We start from the raw sequence: 19,749 nt of genomic DNA on the forward strand, positions 1-19,749 counted from the left end.
TCCGACGCGGACGCGGGTGACCTGGAGCGCGTCACTCCCCGCGCACAGGTCCGTTGGGAGGAAGGGCCGTCGCCAGGGGGAGGTCCCGGGAGAAGTCCCTAGACCCTTCCGGCAGGGCCGGCTCGACTTCGCCCTCCGCCAGGAGTGGCGCGGGCGGGGCGTAGACGATGGGGATGTCGCCGCTGAACAGCGGTCGGCTGGAGGCCCCGGCCAGGGCGCCAATGAACACGCAGATGGCGTGCAGCACGCTCCAGGCGGTGAAGCCCAGCCCGGAGAAGATGCGCACGGTGCCCACGCCGAAGACATCGAAGGCCACGTAGAGCGTCACGGGCACCACGACGGCGGTGACGAGCGCGGCGCCCAGCGCGCGACGTGGCTGGCCCGCGTGGAAGCCGCCGAACGCGCCGGCCAGCAGGCCGTTGAACATGGGGAAGAAGAACGTGCTCAGGCTGATGAGCACCATCGTCAACACGCTCACCTTGAATCGGTTGTGCTTCCACGCGACGGAGCTGTCCTCCACCACGCGGAGGTTCGCTGGAACCTCCACGTAGTTGATCCGCTCGTGCGGCAGGGCTTCCACGCGCTGCGCCAGCTCCCGGTTCGCGGGGACGTCCGTATCGGTCTCATCCATGGAGCCTTGGCCTCCGTACGGGCGGGGGTAGGACGGTGCCCGGACATGGTTGAGATGGTGCTGGAAGCGGGCAGGTGGAAGGGCCGAGGGTTCCACCGGTCCCCGGGGAGGAGGGCGCACGCCATGCCTGCTCGCCGGGAATTCCGCGACGCGGCGTGAGGGCGGATGCCGCACACGGCGACCGTGACGCACGGGAGACTTGGCGTCCGGTGGCTGGCGGCTATGCTGCCGCGCCCCTGTCTTACCGTCTTCACAGCCTGGATGGATTCCATGAGCCTTCGCCGCAACCTGCTGACCGTCGCCGTCCTCTCCTCCGCGCTGCTGTCGGCGTGCTCGCTGCGCCCGCGCTACAACGACATCGTGCACGCGAATGGCGCCACGGCACTCCAGGAGGATCAGCTCGTGGTGCTGCGCGTGACGGATGCGCAGACCGGCCAGCCGGTGAAGGGCGCCAAGGTGCTGGGCGGCGAGTACCGCAACCACCTCAACGCCGTCAGCGATGAGAACGGCGAGATCTCCCTCAAGGTCTCCAAGGAGCTGGCGAAGGAGAACCCGCTGGTGGAGGTCGTGCTGCCCAAGGGCGTGCACGGCTACAAGCTCCAGCTCGTCCCCTCCGGTGAGGCCCCCGCGCCCGAAGGCGCGACCATCGCCCCCGCGGAGACGGCGCCCGCCACGCCCGAGCAGACCGGCTCCGACGCGGGCGTCTGAGCCCCGGTTCAAGGCAGCCCCTGAATCAGGCGCCTGCTCCGTGGGCGCCTGAGCGCGGCCCCCGCCGGTGAGCGCCGCCCCTGGAGTGCGGGCGAGCGGGCGACCCTCGCGTGCGAATCCCGGGAAAGGTTGAGAAGTCTCCTGGGAGGAGGTCGGGCCCATGTCGAAGGCATTCACGAAGGAAGATGGGGGCGGTGACGAGGGGCTGACCCCCGAGCGTCCCCGGCCGGCGTCGGCGGCGCGGCGCTACATCACCCCGGAAGGCTACCGCGCGCTCCAGGAGGAGCTGCTGGCGTCCCAGGGGCCAGAGCCCCGGGACTGGCCGGAGCTGGAGGCCGCCGTGCGCAGGCGCGAGCGGGAACGCCGGGCGCGCGAGCTCGCGGCCATCCTGGAGGACGTGCGGGTGGTGGAGCCGGATCCCTCGCAGGCGGGCCGCGTCTTCTTCGGCGCGTGGGTGGTGCTGGAGGACGAGGACGGCGCGCGCGTGCGCTATCGCATCGTCGGCCCGGATGAAGCGGACGTGAAGGCGGGCCGCTTGAGCGTGGAGTCCCCGCTGGCGCGAGCGCTCCTGGGCAAGGAGGCGGGCGAGGCCGTCCAGGTGGAGCGCCCGCGAGGCACGGTGGAGTACGAGCTCCTCGCGGTGGAGTACGCGGAGTCCGAAGCCGCGGTGTCCGCCCCTTGAGCGGCGCGCTCAGCGCTTCGTCGCGATGACGGTGACGAGGCGGCCGAAGGGCTCCGGCATGTCGCCCTCGCGCACCTCGACGTCGAACCCCTCCGCCTCCAGCAGGGCGCGGGCCCGGGGCACGAGGAACGTCAGGTAGTACATGACGAACGGCGGCTTCCAGAGCGCGTTGCGCACGCGCATGGCCGCGTTGAAGCCCTTCGCCACCCAGTAGCCGGGGTTCAGCGCGGACGGCGGCTGTCCGGTGACGAAGACGAAGCGGCCTCCTGGCTTCAGCGCGCGAGCGATGCCGCGCACGAGCCGGGGCTCGTCCTCCTCCAGGATGTGCCCGAAGGCGCCGAAGCTGGTGACGAGGTCGAACGCCGCGTCGAAGGGCAGCTCCCGCGCGTCGCCCCGCACGAAGTCGAACGCCGCGGTGCCCGGCGCCTCCGCGACGCGCTGGCGCGCTTCGTCCAGCATGCCCTGGCTCAGGTCGAAGCCGACGACGCGCTCGCGGCACAGCGGGCGCAGCACGCGCATCGCGGCGCCGGTGCCGCAGCACACGTCCAGCGCCGCCCCCACGCTTCCAGGGGGCCCCACCCGCGCGAGCGCCGCCTTGAGCACCGGATCCGGCGTGCGGAACGGCGTGTGCTCGAACTTGGGCGCGAGCAGGTCGTAGCCCTGCTCGACGGAGGTGAGGGCCTGCCGGGCGAGTTCCCGGAGGGTGGGGCCGTCTCGGTGGAACATGAACCTAGGTGTACCCACATCCCCCCCGCCCCGCCACCCGGGTTCATGAAGACCCGAGCGGATTTGAATGTTCGGCTGGGGGCTGCGTCAGTCAGGACAAGCAACTCGGACGGAGGATGGAAGACATGGCTTTCAAGCTCGGACTCGCGACCCTGGCCTTCGGTGCACTGCTGCTCGGTTCCTCCACGTCGTTCGCGGCGGACTGGCGCGGCCCGACGCAGGCGGATGCGCGGTGGGGCGGCCAGGAGCACCGCGGCGGCTGGGAGGTGCCCCAGGGCCAGGCGTTCCGCTACGACGACGATGACGCGAAGACGCGCCGCTTCATGGGCTGCCGCGGCCCGAACTGCAACTACGGGCCCATGCCGCGCCCGGTGGACGCGCGGGGCCGTTACGAGCTGCAGACGGTGGAGCGCTGGGTGCCGGCGCGCTACGAGCAGGTCTGGGTCCCGGAGCAGTGCGTGTCCCGGGGCCGCCACGGCCGCCACACGCGCTGCACGCCGGGCTACTACGACCAGCGCTACGTCCCGGGCGGCTACCAGGCGGTGACGGAGTGGGTCTGGGTGCCCTACAGCGGGCGCCGCTGGGTGACGGTGGTCTACCACCCGTAGCGAGGACTTCAGGGGGACGAGACGCAGGGCAGTGAACGCGGGGCGGTGCCTGGAGAGGGGGTTCTCCAGGTGCCGCCCCGCGGTGTTTCGTGCGTGAAGGTGCCGAGCGGGCCTGTTAGGCAGGGCCCGCATATGGGGACCGCATTCATCACGGGCGCGGGCGTGCGCATTGGAAGCGCGGTGGCGCGCGCGCTCGGCCGGGCTGGCTACGACCTGGCGCTGCACGCGCACCGCTCCCTGGCGCCGCTGGAGTCCCTGGCGGCCGAGCTCCGGGCGCTGGGGCGCGAGGTCACGCTGTACAGCGGCGACCTGTCCGACCCGGACGCCGTGGACGCGCTGGGCGCGCGGATCCGCCAGGCGCATCCGGCGCTGGACGTGGTGGTCCACAACGCGGGGCTCTACGAGCGGGTGGACTTCGCCGCGGTGAACCGCGAGCAGTACCGCCGCATGCTCGGCGTGAACCTGGACGCGCCGTTCTTCCTCACGCAGGCGCTGCTGCCCTCGCTGCGCGCGGGGAGGGATCCGGTGGTGGTGCACCTCACCGACATCGGCGGGGAGCGGGCGGTGAGCCACTATGCGCACTACTCGGTGAGCAAGGCGGGGCTCGTGATGTTGACGCGCGCGCTGGCGGTGGAGCTGGCGCCGCACGTGCGGGTCAACGCCATCTCCCCGGGGGTGGTGGCCTTCCCGGAGGACTTCGACGCGGCGGCGCGGGAGGCGGTGCTCCAGCAGGTTCCGCTGGGGCGTGAGGGCAGCGTGGAGGACGTGGCGCGCCTGGTCGTGTTCCTCGCGCGCGAGGCGCCGTATCTCACCGGGCAGGTCATCGCCGTGGATGGCGGAAGGAGCGCGCGGCTATGAGCGAGGAACCGGCGTTGATCCACCCGATCGTGACCGACGCGCAAGGCCGTCCGCTGGATGTGATTCAGCTGCGGGGGCTCACGGCGGACTGCATCGTGGGCGTCTACAACCGGGAGCGCGTGACGCCCCAGCCGCTGCGCCTGGACGTGGCGCTCTTCCTGGATGCGCGGCAGGCCGCGGTGGGGGGGAAGCTGGCGAACACGGTGCATTACGGGCGGCTGGCCGGAGAGCTGCGCTTCCTCCTGGATGCGTGCCGCTTCGAGCTGCTGGAGTCCGCGGCGGAGGCGGTGTGCCGCTACCTGCTGGCGCCGCCCACGGACGCGGCGCCGCACGCGCGGGTGCGAGCCGCCACGGTGCGAGTCACCAAGCCGGAGGCGCTGAGCGGGTGGGCCATCCCCTCGCTCCAGATGCACCGGACCTCCGATGAGATGGTGTACCGGACGGAGGAGCGGCCATTCGGGCGGGTGGATGTCATCCACGAGGGGGCCACGTACGGGGTGTACCGGCTGCGGGTGGATCCGGGTGGGGTCATCCCGCCGCGCGCGGACGGGCACACGGAGGGCAGCGAGCTGGTGCTGGGCGCGGGGATGCTGCTCCAGGGGCAGGGGGTGGGGCGGGGCATGGCGTTCCAGGGGCCGGGCGTGTTCGCGCACCGCTACGGCAACCCGACGGGGACGGAGCAGACGGTGGTGGGGGTGTACCGGCCGCGGCTGGTGTTCTCGGAGGGGCGGGGTGGGGAGGCGGTGCTGCCCGTGGATCCAGGGGCCCAGTACTACCTGCCCGAATAGGGACAGCGGGCGGGCGGGCGGTGGGTGGCGGAGCGACGGAGCCTGGAGGGTGTGCTAGCTCTAGGGGCGGCTCGCTGTTGAAGGACGCATGGATGAACCTGGACCGGCGGATTCAGCTGTTCGTGGCGCTCGCGGGGCTGTTCGTCACCTCGCTGGTGGTGGGTGACATCATCGGGGTGAAGCTGTTCGAGGTTCACCTGGGGCCGGTGGTCGCGGTGATGTCGATGGGGATGTTGCCGTTCCCGGTGACGTTCCTGCTGACGGACATCCTCAACGAGTTCTACGGCAAGAAGGCCGCGCGGTTCGTGACGTGGGTGGGCTTCTTCATGGCCATCTTCACGTTCGCGATCGTCTCCGTGTCGGTCGAGATTCCGTGGGCGCCGATGACGGAGGCGAAGGACTACATCGGCACGGTGGCGCCGTCGTTCAACAACGTGTTCGGTGGTTCGCAGCGCATCCTGATGGCGTCGATGGTGGCGTATCTGGTGGGGCAGTTCTCGGACATCGCGGTCTTCAACCTGCTCAAGCGGGTGACGAACAATCGGATGTTGTGGCTGCGGGCCACGGGTTCGACGGTGGTGTCGCAGCTCATCGACACGGTGGTGGTGCAGTTCGTCGCGTGGACGGGGGTGTTGCCCCGGGAGGTCATCTTCCGGATCATCTTCACGTCGTACGCGGTGAAGCTGTTGATAGCGATTGGCCTCACGCCGCTCGTCTACCTGGGGCACACGCTGGTGGAGCGCAAGCTGGGCATTTCGCCGGTGGTGCTGGGCGCGGACGGTGAGCCGGTGAACCTGACGCCCGCCAGCCCCGAGCCCCCGCCAGCGGCCATGGCCTGACATGCGGTAGACTGCGGGGGACAGGAGGGAGTCCCATGCAGTTCACGCTGACAGACGATCCGCCGCCCATGTTCGGGTTATTGGCAACTTTTCTGCTGATGTTTCTCTTCCTGGTGCCGTGGGTCGCGCTGCCGCTGGTGCTCTGGCTGAGGCGGGGCGCTCGGGACAGTCATGACGTATTGAGCCTGAAGGCTCCGTCGCCGTGGACCCGCACCCTGGGCATCCGCGAACTCATGGGTTGGGCCTGCTCGGGCGCCGTATTCATGGGACCGCTGTTGTGGCTTGCCATCATCGTTGTGAAGGAATACCGGAAGCTCGGCCTGGGCGAAGCACGCTTCGACATCCAGCCGTGGAGCATCGAGGCATTCTTCTCGGGCCTCGTCGTGGCCACGCCGGTGATCGTGTTGCTGTTCATGCGTTGGCTGGGGCAGGGGGCTGGAATGTCCCGAGACGGCTCTCGTGGACGCGTCAGTCTCGCGCAGCGTTTGGGTGACCTGGTGGGCTGGACTGGAGTGACGGCGATGCTCGTCGTCCCCAGCTTGTTCAGTGTGCGGGCTCTTATCGGCGTCTTGGTCACGATCGGGCAGTGCTACTACTTCCAGTTCGGACCGCCGCCGGCTCGGATCCTCGTGCTCCTGGGACTGGATCGTGCCGGGCCTTGGGATTTCGCGATGATTCTCGTCGTCTTTGTGACCACTGCGATTCTGCTCGCGTCGTGGCGACGACTGGATGTCTCCCCTCAAGATGTCCTGCGGTCGGTGACGCAGTCGGGTCGAAGCTTCTTTTCGGCCTTGCAAGACTTCATGTCATGGGCCTGCATCGCGGCCCTGTTCATCGGGCCATTGCTGCTCGGCATGGCGTTTCTCATCAACGTGGATGGCATGTTTCTGGACCACTTCGACGAGACGCTTGTTGGCGTCGAACCCAACTCCTGGGGCTGGTTCGCCGCGATGACGCTGCTGCTCGGCCTGCTGCGCGTGCGGTGGCTGCGCACGGCTTCGACGCGTCAGGACGTGCTCCACATCGCGTGAGTCAGCAGCGGCGCAGGAGCCGGAGCGAGGTGATTCCTCGACAGCGGGCGGGTCCGCCAAGGAGAATGATCGAATGATCACGCTCTACGGCTTCGGCCGCGTCAACTCGAAGGTCGTGGGGCTCACGCGCGACTTGCGCGTCCTGTGGACGCTCGAGGAGCTGGGTGTGCCCTACCGGGTGCATGGCGTGGATCACCCCGCGGGGGAAACCCGGAGCGAGGAGTACCGGCGGCTGAACCCCTTCGCTCAGGTGCCGGTGCTCGAGGACGAAGGCTTCGTGCTCACCGAGACGGGGGCGATCCTGCTGTACCTGGCGGAGAAGACGGGCCGCTTGATGCCCGCGGATTTCCAGGGCCGGGCCCAGGTGACGCGCTGGTGCTTCGCCGCGCTCAACACCGTGGAGCCCCCGCTGTTCCAGATCGTGATGATCGATCTGCTCGGCGACGCCGACCCCACCGGCGCGCAGCGGCGTCCCGGGATGGTGAACCATGCCGAGCTCCATCTGACAGCGCTCGAGGACTGGCTTCGGGGGCGTCCGCATCTCGCCGGTGAGGCGTTCACCGTGGCGGACATCCTGATGACCACGGTGCTGCGCGAGGTGCGCAACGCGGGCGTGCTCGACCGCTTCCCCCGGGTCTCCGCCTACCGCGAGCGCTGTGAGGCACGGCCCGCCTGGCGGCGGACCTTGGATGCCTATGAGCAGCGGCTCGGGGCCCCGGCGGGCAGCGCGCGTTAGCGTGTGCCCGCGAAGGACCTCCTCGCCGGGCCCCCTCGACCTGTCTCGCGGAGATGCCCTGGGGCCTAGCACGGCTCCGGCGCATCCACGCAGCACTGCTCCGGCTCATCCACGCACTTGCCGGCGGGGTGATTCAGACAGCAGAGCAGGCCCGAATAACAGTACATGGTCCCATTCGGAGTGCTCTCCCTGACGCCACAGGGCAGATCGTTCGGCGTCACAGGCCTGCACGCGGAGTCGATGCAACCCAGGCCCTCCTCACAGTCGTCGTTGTCCGCGCAATACTTCAGGCCCTGCTCCACCGAGGCCGTCTCCGGCGCGGCGCTGTCCTTCACCCCGCCACAGCCCGTCAGCGCACCGAAACCCAGCACCGCGAACATCACCAGTCCACGCAGCTTGTTCATGCCCATCTCGCTTGTCCTTGAAGGAGGGGCTGACAAGTCTAGAGGGCCGGGTCTGCCATTGATAGGGGACCCGGCCCCCATGAACCTCAGCGTGTGTTTGGAGCTGGGTGCTTGAGGACCTGCATGGTGCCGCGCGTGACCCCGAACTGCTCATGCACCGCCGCGCGCTTCACCGCCTCCGCGGGTGCCAGCCGGCCCGCGAGCAGCTCCTGATACGCGGCCAGCACGCGCGCGGCCTCCTCCCGCGTCTCGCGCACGAACTCCACGCGGAAGCGCCGCACGCCGCGCTCCAGCAAGCGCGGCACCAGCGACGCCGCGCTCTGGGCCTGCGCGTTGAACACCGTGTTGCGGCACCCCACGTCCACGATGACCGGGTGCTCCAATCCCAGCCGGTCCTTGAGCGCGATGGCGTGCTTCTCACAAGGCCGCCCACAGGCCTTGTAGTCGCGCCCGTTGGACAGCGTGTGCGAATACACGCAGTGCTCCGTGTGGAACGTGGCGATGTGGTGATGCAGCGCCACCGCGAACCGGTGCGCTGGCGCCTTCTCCAACAAGGCGAAGAGCTGCTCCGAGTCCAGGTCGTGCGACACCGTCAGCGTGTCCAACCCCAGCCCCAACAGGTGGGAAGCCGTCAGCGAGTTCGTGACGTTGAGGGAGAAGTCCCCGTGCAGCACCGGCCGCGCCGCGCCCGCCGGCTGCTCCAGGAAGTGCATCATCGCGCCCCAGTGCCGCACCAGCACCGCGTCGGGTCGCAGCCGGTCCAGCCGCGTGTCGTAGCCCTCCTCGCCCGGCTTCTGCACGCGCACCGTCGCGATGGTGACGCGCAGCCCCGCCGCGCGCGCCCGCTCCACCGCCTTCTGGAGCCCCACCATCTCCATCCAGTCCAGCTCCACCTCGCCCAGCCCGGCCGCGATGGCCGCCTCCAACTGCGCCGCGTTCCGGCACAGCGGCAGCAACCGCGGCGCCTCCGGCTCCGGCCGCGCCACCACCCGCGCCAGCAATCCCTGGCGCACGCCGTCCTCCACCGCCTCCGTGCTCACGGTCCGCGCGGGCCCGCGCTCCACGTCCGCCGTCAGCTCCGCCACCAGCTGCCGGCGCAGCGCCTTCAGCTCCGACACCGGCAGGTGCAGCCCCGGCGCCAGTCCAGACGCGTCCAGCGCCGCCAGATGGAACGACGTCCCACCCAGCGCGGCCAGCTTGTCCTTGAGCAGCGCCGCATCCACGCCCGCGCCGCGTGAAGGCGCCAGCAGCGTCGTTCCCACCGCCTCCCGCGTGTAGCGCCCGGTGCTCATCCGCACGCGCAGCGGGGTGCCCTCCGCGCCCGTCACCCAGAGCGACAGCGCGATGCGGCCCTCGGGCTCGCCCTCCGCGAGCAGCCCCTCCGTGCGCCGCGCGAGCGCCGGGTCGCTGTTGAGCCACACGCGCTGCCCCGGCGCCACCCGGCCCAGGTCCGGCCCGGGATGGCCGAAGCCCAGCACCCACGCGTCGCCCTCGCGCTCCACGCGGAAGATGGGGCCGCCCGGCTCGTGCTTGTCCTCGGGCGCGCCCGCGTCGAACACCACGCCCATGCCCGGGCGCGGATCCACGTCCGCGGGGTCCGGCTCGCCGGTCAGCGGCGCCGACACCGCGCCCGAGGGCGCCTCCGGCCGCGCATCCCCCAGGCCCAGCGCGCCCGTCCACGGCCGGTCGTCCGGCACCACGAGCACGTCCTTGCCCGCCACGGCGTGCACCCGGCCCAGGTACAGCCCCCGGTGCTTGGGAAAGCGCCCCTCCACCAGCGTCTGGTGGTCCGACCCCGCCAGGAACCCGTGCGAGAACCCCCGGCTGTATGACAGCGACATCTCCGCCAGGTCCTTCGCCAGCCGCGCCCCGTCGGGCCTCCCCTCCATCACCCCGTCCAGCCACCGACGGTAGCCCTGCACCGTGCTGGAGACGTACTGCGGCCCCTTGAGCCGGCCTTCAATCTTCAGGCTGTGCACGCCGATGTCCGCCAGCTCCGGCACCGCCCTCACGCCCGCCAGGTCCTTGGGGCTGAGCAGGTACTTCACCTCGCCCAGGTCGCGTGTCTCACCATCCACCACCAGGTCGTACGGCAACCGGCAGGACTGCGCGCACTGGCCCCGGTTGGCGGACCGGCCCCCCCACGCCTCGCTCGTGAGGCATTGGCCGCTCCACGACATGCAGAGCGCCCCGTGGATGAAGACCTCCAGCTCGATGTCCGTCTGTGACGCGAGCCGGCGAATCTCCGCCACCGACAGCTCCCGCGGCACCACCATCCGCGTGAAGCCCAGCCCCGTGGCGAACCGCGCCCCCTCCGCGCTGGACAGCGTCATCTGCGTGGACGCGTGCAACTCCAACTGCGGGCACACCGCCCGCGCCAGCAGCGCCACCGCGGGGTCTTGCACGATGAGCGCGTCCACTCCCGCCCGCGCCACCCCGCGCAGCAGGTGCTCCACCACCGGCAGCTCCGGCTCGAACACCAACGTGTTCAGCGTCACGTAGGCGCGCGCGCCCGCCCGGTGGATGAGGCCCACCGTCTCGGACAGCCGCTCCAGTGAGAAGTTTTCCGCGCGGGCCCGCGCGTTGAACCCCTCGTCGAGCCCGAAGTAGACAGCGTCCGCGCCACTGGCGAGGGCGGCACGCAACGACTCCAGGTCACCGGCGGGGGCGAGGATTTCGGGGCGTCGGGGAGACATGGCTCCTACCTAGCACGACCTCCGCTGTCCCTCTCCCCCCGGTGTCTGCCCACCCCCCAGACAGGCGTCCGGCGCACCCCGTCAATCTCCACCCAAAGCGATACGGGTGATTGGCGCGACAATGATTCCAGTGGGAGAGGTTTAGCAGGCCAAATGTTTGTCATTAATCATGGGGGTGATATCCCCTGAGGCAGGCGCGCCGGGCAGGCACCCGCGACTTGCGGGTGGGGGATGCCATCAACGCCGCGCGCCATCTTCCGAAAGGGATAGCCAATGGAACGCGAGCGGATGTCGGGGGCGCGGTCCGCCTCTGGACGGCTGGAAGCGGTGGATGCCATGCGGGGCACGGTGATGTTGCTCGTGTTCCTGTCGCACTTCGCGGATGCGTATCTGTATCCGCTGGGCGGCGAGGCCGCGCACCTGCGCGAGCGGATGAACCTGCTGACGATGATGGCCACGCCCGGCTTCATGGTCATCAGCGGCCTGATGCTGGGGCTGCTGCACTCGCGAAGCCGGGACTTCGGTCCCCTGCGAGAGCGGCTCCAGCGCCGGGGCCTGTTCCTGCTCACCGTGGGCCACCTGCTCATCGTGCCCACCTGCCGCTTCTGGGCGAACGAGCCCCTGTACCTGCTGCGCATCCTGCCGGTGACGGACACCATCGGGCTGGCGCTGCTCGTGGGGCCGTGGGTGGTGACGCGGCTGGACGGACGCGCGCGCGCCTGGCTGGGCGTGGGCCTGTTCGCGCTGAGCTGGACGGTGAGCCTGTGCTGGTGGCCGGAGGCGGCCGTGGCCCGCACCCTCAAGGAGGCGCTCTTCGGGCAGCGCGAGCTGTCCGTGCTCCTCTCCAGCTTCCCGGTGGTGCCGTGGCTGGGCGTGTACCTGGTGGGCAGCATGTTCGGGGAGTGGCTGGGGACCTGGGGCCGCGCGGACGTGAAGGGCGTGGCGCGGCGCTTCGAATTCGTGGGCCTGGGCATCGCCACCTTCGGCGGCGGCCTGGTGGTCCTCCACATCGCGGTGCGCCACCTGTGGCAGGGCGCCGGCTTCACCACGCTGATGGCGCTCACCTCCCAGGCGCAGAAGTACCCGCCGGGGCCCGCCTACGTCGCGCTCTACGGCGGCACGGTGCTCGCGGTGATGGGCCTGCTGATGCGCGCGGAGCAGGCCGGGTACCTGTCGCGCTACCTGCGCGCGGCGAGCGTCATCGGTCGGCACTCGCTGTTCGCGTTCATGCTCCAGTTCTACGTTTACTACGTGGGCCTGTACCTGCTGCGCCTGCACTACACGCCGCTGTGGCCGCTGCTGTTCGTCTTCAGCGCGGTGCTCCAGTGGAGCGCGCTGTACGCGTGGGACCTGCGCGGCCGTGCCCGCGAGGCCTCCGCGCGTCTGCCGGCGGGTGTCCCCGTGCCCGGCGCTCGCTGAGGCGGGCAGGCAGGGGAGCGAGCCCTGGCGAAGGGCCTCGGGCGTCCCCATCCTTCGGGACAGGAGGCCGTGATGCTCGAGGTCGTCGTCTACATGAAGCGCACCTGTCCCTATTCGCGCCAGGCCATGGACCTGCTCAACGAGAAGGGCTGCGAGTTCCAGAAGGTGGACGTCGCCGCGAACGAGGAGCGGCGCGCGGAGATGGAGGAGCGCTGCGGCCGTCACACCGTGCCGCAGATCTTCATCGCGGGCCGCCACGTCGGCGGCTGCGACGACCTGTATGCCTTGGAGGAGCGCGGGGAGCTGGACGCGCTGCTCTGCGGGAGCGCTGAGGACTCCACCGCGCCCTGACGCGTGCCTTGAAGCCGTGCCCCGGGCGGGAGCCATCCCGGGGGCGCGGCGCCGGACCCGGGGCTTTCGAGGCGGGCTGCCCCTGACCCCGGGGGTTGTGTAGACTCCGGGGCCCCTCGCTCCGGAGTCCTCCGAACCGTGTCGGCCCCGTCGGAACCCGCCTTCGGCATCGTCCTGGTCCCCCCGGGCTCGGTGGCCCGAGAACCCCTGAACGCCGCGGCCGAGCGCGCGGGCCTCCGCGTGGTGGACGACCCGGACGACGCCGCCCTCGCGCTGGTGGACCTCACCGCCCCCGGCTGCGGCCCCGCCGTGGTGGAGCTGCTCACCTCGCTCAACGGGCCGCACCTCACGCTCATCGCGCTGGTGTCGCCGGATCCGCGCGGCTTCGCCGCCGTGGACACGCTGCGCCCCACGGACATCCTCACCCACCAGGGGCTGCCGCACGAGCTCACCTGGCGCCTGCAGCGCGCCGCGGAGCGACACCGCGAGCGCGAGGAGCAGGCCCGCAGCCAGACGGACCTGGCGCTGCTCCTGGAGCTCACCGCCGACTACGCGGAGAGCTCCGACGTGGAGGCGCTCCTGCACGGCGTCACCCGGCGCCTCGCGGAGCAGCTGGACATCGCGCGCGCCACGCTGGTGATGGTGGGCGGTGGCGTGGACGAGGGCGTCATCGTCGCCGCCAGCGACGACCCGGGCATGAAGGACCTGCGCATCGACCTGGCGCGCTACCCCGAAATCCGCGAGGTGGTCCGCACCGGCAAGCCGGTGGTGATGCAGGAGGCGGCCACGCACCCGCTGCTGGGCGACCTGGAGCGCCGCGCCGTGGCCGCGCGAGGCATCCACGCCATCGCCGCGCTGCCCCTGCCCATCCGGGGCGAGGTGCGCGGCGTGCTGCTGCTGCGCGCGGCCGGCCGCCGGCGGGCCTTCAGCACGCGCGAAATCGACTTCCTCACCACGGTGGCGCACGCGACGGCGGTGGCGCTCCGGAGCGCGTCGGTGCTCCAGTCGGTGCAGACCGCGCGGCTGGCGGCGGAGGAGAAGGCCGCGTCCTTCAAGCCCTACCAGCTCTTCTTCGCCCACGTGAGCGAGGGCGTGGCCATCCTCGACGACGAGGCGGGCGTGCTGTCGCTCAACCCCTCCGGCGCGATGATGCTGGACACGACCGCCAGCGAGGCGCGGGGCAAGCACCTGAATCAAATCACCCAGCCGGTGGACGACGGGGTGCTGATGGAGCTGGTGACCTCCGCGTCGCGCGGCGAGGCGCGCATGGGCGTGGACGTGGTGGTGCGCACGCCGGCGGGCCGCTGCCTCACGCTGTCCATGTCCGCGGCGCCCCTGCGCGACGAGGACGCGGCCACCATCCTGTCCTTCCGCGACGTGACGCACGCGCGCAAGCTGGAGGACGAGCTGCGCAACACGAAGGACTTCCTGGAGCGGCTCATCGACTCGTCGGTGGACGCCATCATCGCCGCGGACCTGAAGGGGCGCATCATCCTCTTCAACAAGGGCGCGGAGGCGATGTGCGGCTACACCGCCCAGGAGGCGCAGGAGAAGCTCACCGCCCTCCAGCTGTACCCGCCCGGCGTCGCCCAGCGCATCATGGCGCAGATCCGCAGCCCGGAGATGGGGGGGCGCGGCCGGCTGTCCCTCACGCGCCAGGAGCTGATGCACCGCTCCGGCGAGCGCGTGCCCGTCAACATGACGGCCTCCATCGTCTACGAGGGCGGCCGCGAGTCCTTCAGCGTGGGCATCTTCACGGACCTCCGGGACCGGGTGCAGCTGGAGCGCAAGCTGTCGGACGTGGAGACGCGCCTGGAGGAGAGCGAGAAGAGCGCTGTCATCGTCGCGCTCGCCGGCACCGCGGCGCACGAACTCAACCAGCCCCTCACCTCCGTGATGGGCTACGCGGAGCTGCTCAAGCGCAAGCTCAAGGAGGAGGACTTCGCCTGGAGGCCGGTGGACATCATCTACCGCGAGGCGGAGCGCATGGCGGAGATCGTCCGCAAGATTGGGAAGATCACCCGCTACGAAACGAAGTCGTACGTGGGCGCGCAGCAGATCCTCGACCTCGACAAGGCGACCTCCCATGAAGAGTGAGGTCCGTGCCATGCGTCCCTCCGGAACCCTGGCCCCCGACGCCTTCCAGGCCTTCTTCGACGCGCTCGACGAGCCCGTGGCGGTCTGCGACGCGGCCCTGCGCATCGCGGCGGTGAACCCCGCGCTGCGCCGCTTCTGCGCCGAACACGACGTCACCGTGGACGGGATGGCGGAGGCCCTGGTGGGCGCCACCCCGCCGGAGGATGGCGAGTCCCACGAAGTGGACCTGGTGCTCCCGAGCGGCACCTCCCTGGTGCTCACCCTGTCGCGCAAGGCGGACACCGTCGCGGTGCGCGCCCGGCTGGACACGGAGATCATCAGCGGCCGGCTGGTGGTGGCGGAGCGGGCCCTGCTGGAGCAGGCGCGCACCGAAGGCGTGCTCCTGGACCTGGGCCGCAGCGTGGCGGAGGCGGGCGGCGAGGAGGAGCTGGTGGCCGCGGTGGCGCGCGGCGTGAAGGAGCTGTTCCCCGCCCGCGCCTTCTGCATCCGCATCGTGGATGCGCGCACCGGCGGCCTCACGTCGCTCTACGCGGAGGGGCGCCTCAAGGAGGGCGCGCATGAACCGCTGGTGCTCTTCCAGCGCTCGGTGGAGAAGACGAACCTGACGGTGACGTCGCTGCCGCAGGGCCGCGTGACCATCTCGGAGGAGGTGCCGCTGCTCTTCCACGGGAGCACCCGCGCGGTGAGCGCCCCCCTGGTCGCGAGCGGCCAGCTCTTCGGCGCCATCAACATGGAGTACCCGGAGGGGCTGGACGCGGACCCCGCGCACGACGAGCGCGTGCTGCTCCAGCTGGCCAGCCAGGTCGCGGTCGCGGTGAAGAACGCGAAGCTCATCGACGAGCTGACGTTCGTGCGCAAGTACCTGGAGGAGCTGCTGGAGAAGGCCAACGCGCTCATCCTGGTGGTCAACCGGGACAAGCAGGTGGTGGTCTTCAATCAGGCCCTGAGCGCGCTCACCGGCCTCTCCAAGGAGCAGGTGCTGGGGCGGGACCTGTCCTCGCTCGTGCCGGACAGTGAGCACCTGCGCATGGCGCCCGTGCTGGCCGCGGCCATGCGCGGCGAGTCCGTGAACAGCTTCGAGACGCGCCTGCTCACCCGCGACGGCGGCGAGGTGCGCGTGTCCTTCGCCACCTCCTCCATGCTCACCCAGCCCGGGGAGGTGGAGGGCGTCATCGCCATTGGCCAGGACGTCACGGTGGTGAAGGAGCTGGAGAAGCGCATCATCCACGCGGAGAAGCTGGCCTCCATTGGCCAGCTGGCGGCCAGCGTGGTGCATGAAATCAACAACCCGATGACGGCGGTGGCCACGTACGCGGACGCGCTGCTCCAGCGCTCGCGGCTGACGCCGGGCGCGAACCCGGCGGACCAGGAGAAGCTGAAGAAGATATTGGAGAGCAGCCACCGCATCCTGCGCTTCACCCGCGACCTGGTCAGCTACGCGCGGCCCGCGCAGGACCGGCCGGAGCGGGTGTCGCTCAACGCCGTCGTGGACATGGCGGTGGGCTTCTGCGAGCACGTCGTGTCCCAGGCGCGCGTCACCGTGCACCGCGACTACGCGGAGGACGTGCCGCCGGTGGCCGCCGTGAGGGCCAACCTGGTGCAGGTGTTCGTCAACCTGGTCACCAACGCCTGCCACGCGATGCCGCCGGGCGGACAGGTGCACCTGTCCACGGTCCAGGAGGGGCAGGAGGCGGTGGTGCGCGTGCGCGACACCGGCACCGGCATCGAGCCGCGCAACCTGTCGCGCATCTTCGAGCCCTTCTTCACCACCAAGCCGGAGGGGCGCGGCACCGGCCTGGGCCTCTCCATCTGCCAGGGCATCGTGGAGAACCACGGCGGACGGCTGAGCGTGGAGAGCACCGTGGGGCAGGGCACCCTCTTCACGGTGCGGCTGCCGCTGGCGGAGGACTGAGCGGGCGGGGCCTCAGTCCTCGCCGGCTTCGTCGTCCAGCTCGCGCCGGAACTCCTCGTTCGTCAGCAGGCCCTTGCGCGCCATGATGCGCATCAGCGCCCAGAAGCGCCGCTCCAGCTCCTCCAGCCGGTCCGGCTCCTCGCGCGCCGCCTGGCCGAAGAGGTAGTCCAGGTCGTCCAGCACGCCGCCCCCGGAGGAGGCCGGGCGCGCCTTGGCCTTGTCCCCCGCGGCCCCCGCGCCGCCGCGCTTGCGCTTCGCCTGCTCCTCGCGCTCGCGGATGAGGTCCGCCAGCGACGTGCGCTGCGTCTTCTCCGACGCCGGCAGCTCCTCGCCGACGATGACCTCCTCGTCGTCGTCCTCCACCGACGAGGGGCGCGCGGGCGGCGGAGCGGGCCGGGCCGGCCGCGCCGGGGACGGGCTGGGACGGGGGCCCGTAGCCACGGGCACCTTGTGGTAGTAGCGCAGGATGGCGCCCCGCACCGCGGACAGCGCCGTCACCCGGCCGCTCACCTTCATGCCGCTGGTGAACTCGATCTCCTCGATGGCGGTGATGTTGAGCGGATCCGCCATGGCCACCACCAGCTGGCGCCGGCCGCCCACGTTCTCCAGCGCGTAGGGGAACAGGTCGTGCTGCTCGCAGAACCGCGCGCGCAGGAAGTGCACCGCCGCCCAGTCCGGGGTGATCGCCGCCAGGTCCACCTGGGGCATCTCCAGCGCCTCGCTCAACGCCTGCGCGAGCGTCGCCTCCGTGATGGCGCCCTGCCCGATGAGCGTCACGCCCAGCCGCTGCCGCGTCTGTCGCTGCGCCGCGAGCCCCGCCTCCAGCTGGGCGGGGGTGATCGCGCCGCGTTCCACCAGCAGCTCGCCAATGCGCTTTCGGGCCATGGTTTCCTCGCCTAGCACGCCGCCTGGAGACGCCCAAAGGGGTGGCACGCGCGTTGCGCAATCAACGGTGGAGTGCCCGCCATGTGCCCTGTCCAGCGACTTGGCAAGCCGCGCGCCAACGCAAAATTCCTGTGAGATTTCAGTAACTAACGCAGAGGGTGGCTGCCTTGACACGCTTGGGAGCGGTTCCTAGACTCGCCGCCACCGTGATCCAATATTCCTGCCGCTGACCTGGGTGGATGTCCACCCGGCTGGCAGCAGTCCGGAATGGTTCGCAAGCGCGAGCCGCGCCGGCCATCTGGAGGCCATCAGTGATGAACCTGGGGTTTGTGACCAATCTGTCCGTTCTCGCCAACGCCGCCAGCGGCAACGAAACCTTCTTGCAGGAACTGGGGCGCCGCTGGGAGTCCGGTCAGGCCGGCATGTACCCCATCGCGGTGTGCCTGGTGATCGCGCTGTCCATCATCATCGAGCGCAGCATCGTGCTGTTCTTCAAGGCCTCCATCAACAAGGAGGGCTTCCTGCGCGGCCTCAAGAAGCACATCTACGCGGGCGACCTGGACAAGGCCATCAACTACGTGGCCGGCCAGAAGAACACGCCGCTGACCAACGTCATCAAGGCCGGCCTGATGAACGTGCCGAAGGGCCAGGACGAGGTCCAGGCGGCGCTCGACGAGGCCAGCCTGCGTGAGACGCCGCGGCTGGAGGCGCGCACGGGCTACCTGGCGATGCTCGGCAACGCGGCGATGCTCGCGGGCCTCCTGGGCACGGTGAACGGTCTCATCACCTGCTTCGAAGCGGTGGCGAACGTGAACCCGGCCGACAAGGCCACCATTCTGGCGAACGGCATCTCCGAAGCCATGAACTGCACGGGCTTCGGTCTGCTCACGGCCATCCCGGCGCTCATCGCCTTCTCCGTGCTGATGGGCCGCACCCAGGGCCTCATCAACGACATCAACGAGACCAGCGTCTCCGTGCTGAACCTCATCGTGGCCAACCGCGACAAGTTCAAGAACCTGAACATCCCGGCCTCCGCCCACCACGCCGAGGAGTAGTCCTCCTCCGGCAGGCGCGGTCCGCGGTGGATGTGGAACCGGAAGCACCGGCGCGCTGTCTGGACGCCCCGAAGCCGGGGAGCCGCCAGCGCGCCTTTCCTGTAGCCTTCTTGAAACGTCGTGCATGCGCGAAGCGCGCTGTCAGCTAGGAGGTAGTCGCCATGGCCGGCGGAATGGACCTGGGCAACTCGGGCAAGGGTGGCAAGAAGCCGCTCGATGTCGCCATCAACCTGGTCCCCTTCATTGACCTGATGGCAGTGACCATCAGCTTCCTCATCATGACGGCGGTCTGGACGCAGATTGGCCGTCTCCAGGTGTCGCAGGCCGGCGGGGCCTCCACGGAGGAGCAGCAGGAGGAGGAGAAGACCAAGACGGTCCAGCTCACCCTCCTGGTGTCGCCCACGGAGATGCGCCTCACCGCGGACCAGAGCGCCTTCGACCCCATCCCCCTCACCCGGGACGACAAGGGCCGGCCGGACCTGTCCAAGCTGGTGGCGCGCTTCAAGGAGTTGAAGGCGCAGCTGCCGGACCAGTCCGCCATCACCCTTCAGACCGAGGACCTGGTCCGCTACGAGGACCTGGTCCGCATCATCGACGAGTGCATCGGCTCCGGGTTGCCCCAGGTGTCGGTCTCCGCGGCGATGGGCTAACAGGAGCACTCAAGCCATGGGCATCAAGGTTCCCGGCAAGCGGTACGGCAAGCGGCTGGAGCACTCCAAGGTCTTCGGCCACGGCGGGCACGGCAAGAAGAGCGGGTTCGCGGACCTGCTCATCACCCCGCTCGTCGACATGTTCGTCATCATCGTGCTCTTCCTCATCGCGAACTTCTCCGCGACGGGTGAGGTGCTGATGATGACCAAGGACATCGTCCTTCCCGAAGCGGTCAACGTGAAGGAAGTGGAGATGCACCCGGTGGTGATGGTGTCCAACGACCAGGTCAGCGTGTCGGGCACCATCGTGGGCCGGGTGGAGGACCTCACCAAGGACGAGTACCTCAACATCCCCGCGCTGGAAGAGAAGCTGCGGGACATGAAGAAGCAGTTCGAGGACCTCCACTCCATGGCGGGCGGCACGGACGGCTTCAAGGGCGACGTGAACATCCAGGCCAACAAGGACGTCCAGTTCAAGGTCATCAAGCGGGTGATGTTCAGCTGCGCCACGGCCGGCTACAACAACATCAACTTCGCCGTCATCCAGGGCGGTGGCGCCGCGAGCGGTGAGAAGGCCGCCGCCGCCACGCCGTAGGCTTCTCGCGGCGGACCCCGGCCGGTTCCGGGGTCCGCGCTTTACAAAAGACGCCCTGACCCTGCATGGGTCGGGGCG

At 70.1% G+C, this 19,749-nt stretch carries 20 protein-coding genes; 15 read left to right on the forward strand and 5 right to left on the reverse strand.

Going from position 1 to position 19,749, the window contains the following annotated elements; translation table 11 throughout:
• Nucleotides 1-31: 31 nt before the first annotated feature.
• Nucleotides 32-631 (reverse strand): hypothetical protein, encoded by a 600-nt coding sequence (locus GTY96_RS13760; protein ID WP_161664947.1) that lies wholly within the window; start codon nt 629-631, stop codon nt 32-34.
• 270 nt (nt 632-901) lie between these two features.
• Here GTY96_RS13760 and GTY96_RS13765 point away from each other — a divergent pair, with 270 nt between their 5' ends.
• Together GTY96_RS13765 and GTY96_RS13770 are read left to right on the forward strand one after the other, a co-directional pair.
• A complete protein-coding gene (locus tag GTY96_RS13765) occupies nt 902-1,339 on the forward strand; it encodes a hypothetical protein (protein ID WP_235685580.1) in 438 nt (145 codons plus the stop codon).
• Between the two features lie 160 nt (nt 1,340-1,499).
• Nucleotides 1,500-2,021 (forward strand): GreA/GreB family elongation factor, encoded by a 522-nt coding sequence (locus GTY96_RS13770; RefSeq protein ID WP_161664948.1) that lies wholly within the window; start codon nt 1,500-1,502, stop codon nt 2,019-2,021.
• A gap of 9 nt (nt 2,022-2,030) precedes the next feature.
• Here GTY96_RS13770 and GTY96_RS13775 read toward each other — a convergent pair whose 3' ends face one another.
• Complete coding sequence (locus GTY96_RS13775) at nt 2,031-2,747, reverse strand: class I SAM-dependent methyltransferase (protein WP_161664949.1); 717 nt, start codon at nt 2,745-2,747, stop codon at nt 2,031-2,033.
• A gap of 125 nt (nt 2,748-2,872) precedes the next feature.
• On the opposite strand from GTY96_RS13775, the gene GTY96_RS13780 reads away from it, so the two are divergent.
• From GTY96_RS13780 to GTY96_RS13805, 6 genes are all read left to right on the forward strand, one after another.
• Nucleotides 2,873-3,355, forward strand: coding sequence for a hypothetical protein (locus GTY96_RS13780; protein ID WP_143903159.1), 483 nt, complete (start codon nt 2,873-2,875; stop codon nt 3,353-3,355).
• A gap of 132 nt (nt 3,356-3,487) precedes the next feature.
• On the forward strand, nt 3,488-4,213 hold the full coding sequence (locus GTY96_RS13785) for an SDR family oxidoreductase (protein ID WP_161664950.1): 726 nt from the start codon (nt 3,488-3,490) through the stop codon (nt 4,211-4,213).
• A complete protein-coding gene (locus GTY96_RS13790; protein ID WP_161664951.1) occupies nt 4,210-5,001 on the forward strand; it encodes a dihydroneopterin aldolase in 792 nt (263 codons plus the stop codon). The genes GTY96_RS13785 and GTY96_RS13790 overlap by 4 nt, the downstream gene beginning before the upstream one ends.
• Nucleotides 5,002-5,093: 92 nt before the next feature.
• Complete coding sequence (locus GTY96_RS13795) at nt 5,094-5,840, forward strand: queuosine precursor transporter (protein WP_143903153.1); 747 nt, start codon at nt 5,094-5,096, stop codon at nt 5,838-5,840.
• Between the two features lie 35 nt (nt 5,841-5,875).
• On the forward strand, nt 5,876-6,871 hold the full coding sequence (locus GTY96_RS13800) for a hypothetical protein (RefSeq protein ID WP_143903151.1): 996 nt from the start codon (nt 5,876-5,878) through the stop codon (nt 6,869-6,871).
• Nucleotides 6,872-6,944: 73 nt separating this feature from the next.
• Nucleotides 6,945-7,607, forward strand: a complete 663-nt coding sequence (locus GTY96_RS13805; RefSeq protein ID WP_161664952.1) for a glutathione S-transferase family protein — start codon at nt 6,945-6,947, stop codon at nt 7,605-7,607.
• 65 nt (nt 7,608-7,672) lie between these two features.
• Here GTY96_RS13805 and GTY96_RS13810 read toward each other — a convergent pair whose 3' ends face one another.
• Nucleotides 7,673-8,011 (reverse strand): hypothetical protein, encoded by a 339-nt coding sequence (locus tag GTY96_RS13810; protein WP_161664953.1) that lies wholly within the window; start codon nt 8,009-8,011, stop codon nt 7,673-7,675.
• An 86-nt stretch (nt 8,012-8,097) separates the two neighbouring features.
• Nucleotides 8,098-10,707, reverse strand: coding sequence for a peptidase U32 family protein (locus tag GTY96_RS13815; RefSeq protein ID WP_161664954.1), 2,610 nt, complete (start codon nt 10,705-10,707; stop codon nt 8,098-8,100).
• Nucleotides 10,708-10,980: 273 nt separating this feature from the next.
• Here GTY96_RS13815 and GTY96_RS13820 point away from each other — a divergent pair, with 273 nt between their 5' ends.
• The 4 genes from GTY96_RS13820 to GTY96_RS13835 all read left to right on the forward strand — a co-directional run bounded on the left by GTY96_RS13820 (nt 10,981) and on the right by GTY96_RS13835 (nt 16,486).
• On the forward strand, nt 10,981-12,126 hold the full coding sequence (locus tag GTY96_RS13820) for a heparan-alpha-glucosaminide N-acetyltransferase domain-containing protein (protein WP_143903143.1): 1,146 nt from the start codon (nt 10,981-10,983) through the stop codon (nt 12,124-12,126).
• A 72-nt stretch (nt 12,127-12,198) separates the two neighbouring features.
• Nucleotides 12,199-12,477 carry a glutaredoxin 3 gene (gene grxC, locus GTY96_RS13825; protein WP_161664955.1) on the forward strand — a complete coding sequence of 93 codons (279 nt, stop codon included), beginning with the start codon at nt 12,199-12,201 and terminating at the stop codon, nt 12,475-12,477.
• A 138-nt stretch (nt 12,478-12,615) separates the two neighbouring features.
• Entirely contained in the window at nt 12,616-14,574 is a 1,959-nt protein-coding gene (locus GTY96_RS13830) for a PAS domain S-box protein (RefSeq protein WP_328700866.1), read from the forward strand.
• A 10-nt stretch (nt 14,575-14,584) separates the two neighbouring features.
• Nucleotides 14,585-16,486, forward strand: coding sequence for a GAF domain-containing sensor histidine kinase (locus GTY96_RS13835; RefSeq protein WP_143903139.1), 1,902 nt, complete (start codon nt 14,585-14,587; stop codon nt 16,484-16,486).
• 12 nt (nt 16,487-16,498) lie between these two features.
• Here the strand turns inward: GTY96_RS13835 and GTY96_RS13840 are convergent, their stop codons facing one another.
• A complete protein-coding gene (locus GTY96_RS13840; RefSeq protein WP_143903137.1) occupies nt 16,499-17,371 on the reverse strand; it encodes a GspE/PulE/PilB domain-containing protein in 873 nt (290 codons plus the stop codon).
• Between the two features lie 314 nt (nt 17,372-17,685).
• On the opposite strand from GTY96_RS13840, the gene GTY96_RS13845 reads away from it, so the two are divergent.
• From GTY96_RS13845 to GTY96_RS13855, 3 genes are all read left to right on the forward strand, one after another.
• Nucleotides 17,686-18,426, forward strand: coding sequence for a MotA/TolQ/ExbB proton channel family protein (locus GTY96_RS13845; RefSeq protein WP_143903135.1), 741 nt, complete (start codon nt 17,686-17,688; stop codon nt 18,424-18,426).
• 161 nt (nt 18,427-18,587) lie between these two features.
• Nucleotides 18,588-19,076 (forward strand): ExbD/TolR family protein, encoded by a 489-nt coding sequence (locus GTY96_RS13850; protein WP_143903133.1) that lies wholly within the window; start codon nt 18,588-18,590, stop codon nt 19,074-19,076.
• Nucleotides 19,077-19,092: 16 nt separating this feature from the next.
• On the forward strand, nt 19,093-19,671 hold the full coding sequence (locus GTY96_RS13855; protein WP_143903131.1) for an ExbD/TolR family protein: 579 nt from the start codon (nt 19,093-19,095) through the stop codon (nt 19,669-19,671).
• Nucleotides 19,672-19,749: the final 78 nt, after the last annotated feature.

The organism is Corallococcus silvisoli (assembly GCF_009909145.1).
In the GTDB taxonomy this organism is placed as follows: domain Bacteria; phylum Myxococcota; class Myxococcia; order Myxococcales; family Myxococcaceae; genus Corallococcus; species Corallococcus silvisoli.

What these genes read in the sequence shown, in the direction of transcription:
- GTY96_RS13795 (WP_143903153.1), top strand. Translation starts at nt 5,094, where the DNA reads ATGAACCTGGACCGGCGGATTCAGCTGTTCGTGGCGCTCGCGGGGCTG.
- GTY96_RS13800 (WP_143903151.1), top strand. Translation starts at nt 5,876, where the DNA reads ATGCAGTTCACGCTGACAGACGATCCGCCGCCCATGTTCGGGTTATTG.
- GTY96_RS13805 (WP_161664952.1), top strand. Translation starts at nt 6,945, where the DNA reads ATGATCACGCTCTACGGCTTCGGCCGCGTCAACTCGAAGGTCGTGGGG.
- GTY96_RS13770 (WP_161664948.1), top strand. Translation starts at nt 1,500, where the DNA reads ATGTCGAAGGCATTCACGAAGGAAGATGGGGGCGGTGACGAGGGGCTG.
- GTY96_RS13855 (WP_143903131.1), top strand. Translation starts at nt 19,093, where the DNA reads ATGGGCATCAAGGTTCCCGGCAAGCGGTACGGCAAGCGGCTGGAGCAC.
- GTY96_RS13785 (WP_161664950.1), top strand. Translation starts at nt 3,488, where the DNA reads ATGGGGACCGCATTCATCACGGGCGCGGGCGTGCGCATTGGAAGCGCG.
- GTY96_RS13820 (WP_143903143.1), top strand. Translation starts at nt 10,981, where the DNA reads ATGGAACGCGAGCGGATGTCGGGGGCGCGGTCCGCCTCTGGACGGCTG.
- GTY96_RS13845 (WP_143903135.1), top strand. Translation starts at nt 17,686, where the DNA reads ATGAACCTGGGGTTTGTGACCAATCTGTCCGTTCTCGCCAACGCCGCC.
- GTY96_RS13780 (WP_143903159.1), top strand. Translation starts at nt 2,873, where the DNA reads ATGGCTTTCAAGCTCGGACTCGCGACCCTGGCCTTCGGTGCACTGCTG.
- grxC (WP_161664955.1), top strand. Translation starts at nt 12,199, where the DNA reads ATGCTCGAGGTCGTCGTCTACATGAAGCGCACCTGTCCCTATTCGCGC.
- GTY96_RS13810 (WP_161664953.1), bottom strand. Translation starts at nt 8,011, where the DNA reads ATGAACAAGCTGCGTGGACTGGTGATGTTCGCGGTGCTGGGTTTCGGT.
- GTY96_RS13840 (WP_143903137.1), bottom strand. Translation starts at nt 17,371, where the DNA reads ATGGCCCGAAAGCGCATTGGCGAGCTGCTGGTGGAACGCGGCGCGATC.
- GTY96_RS13790 (WP_161664951.1), top strand. Translation starts at nt 4,210, where the DNA reads ATGAGCGAGGAACCGGCGTTGATCCACCCGATCGTGACCGACGCGCAA.
- GTY96_RS13815 (WP_161664954.1), bottom strand. Translation starts at nt 10,707, where the DNA reads ATGTCTCCCCGACGCCCCGAAATCCTCGCCCCCGCCGGTGACCTGGAG.
- GTY96_RS13765 (WP_235685580.1), top strand. Translation starts at nt 902, where the DNA reads ATGAGCCTTCGCCGCAACCTGCTGACCGTCGCCGTCCTCTCCTCCGCG.
- GTY96_RS13835 (WP_143903139.1), top strand. Translation starts at nt 14,585, where the DNA reads ATGCGTCCCTCCGGAACCCTGGCCCCCGACGCCTTCCAGGCCTTCTTC.
- GTY96_RS13775 (WP_161664949.1), bottom strand. Translation starts at nt 2,747, where the DNA reads ATGTTCCACCGAGACGGCCCCACCCTCCGGGAACTCGCCCGGCAGGCC.
- GTY96_RS13850 (WP_143903133.1), top strand. Translation starts at nt 18,588, where the DNA reads ATGGCCGGCGGAATGGACCTGGGCAACTCGGGCAAGGGTGGCAAGAAG.
- GTY96_RS13760 (WP_161664947.1), bottom strand. Translation starts at nt 631, where the DNA reads ATGGATGAGACCGATACGGACGTCCCCGCGAACCGGGAGCTGGCGCAG.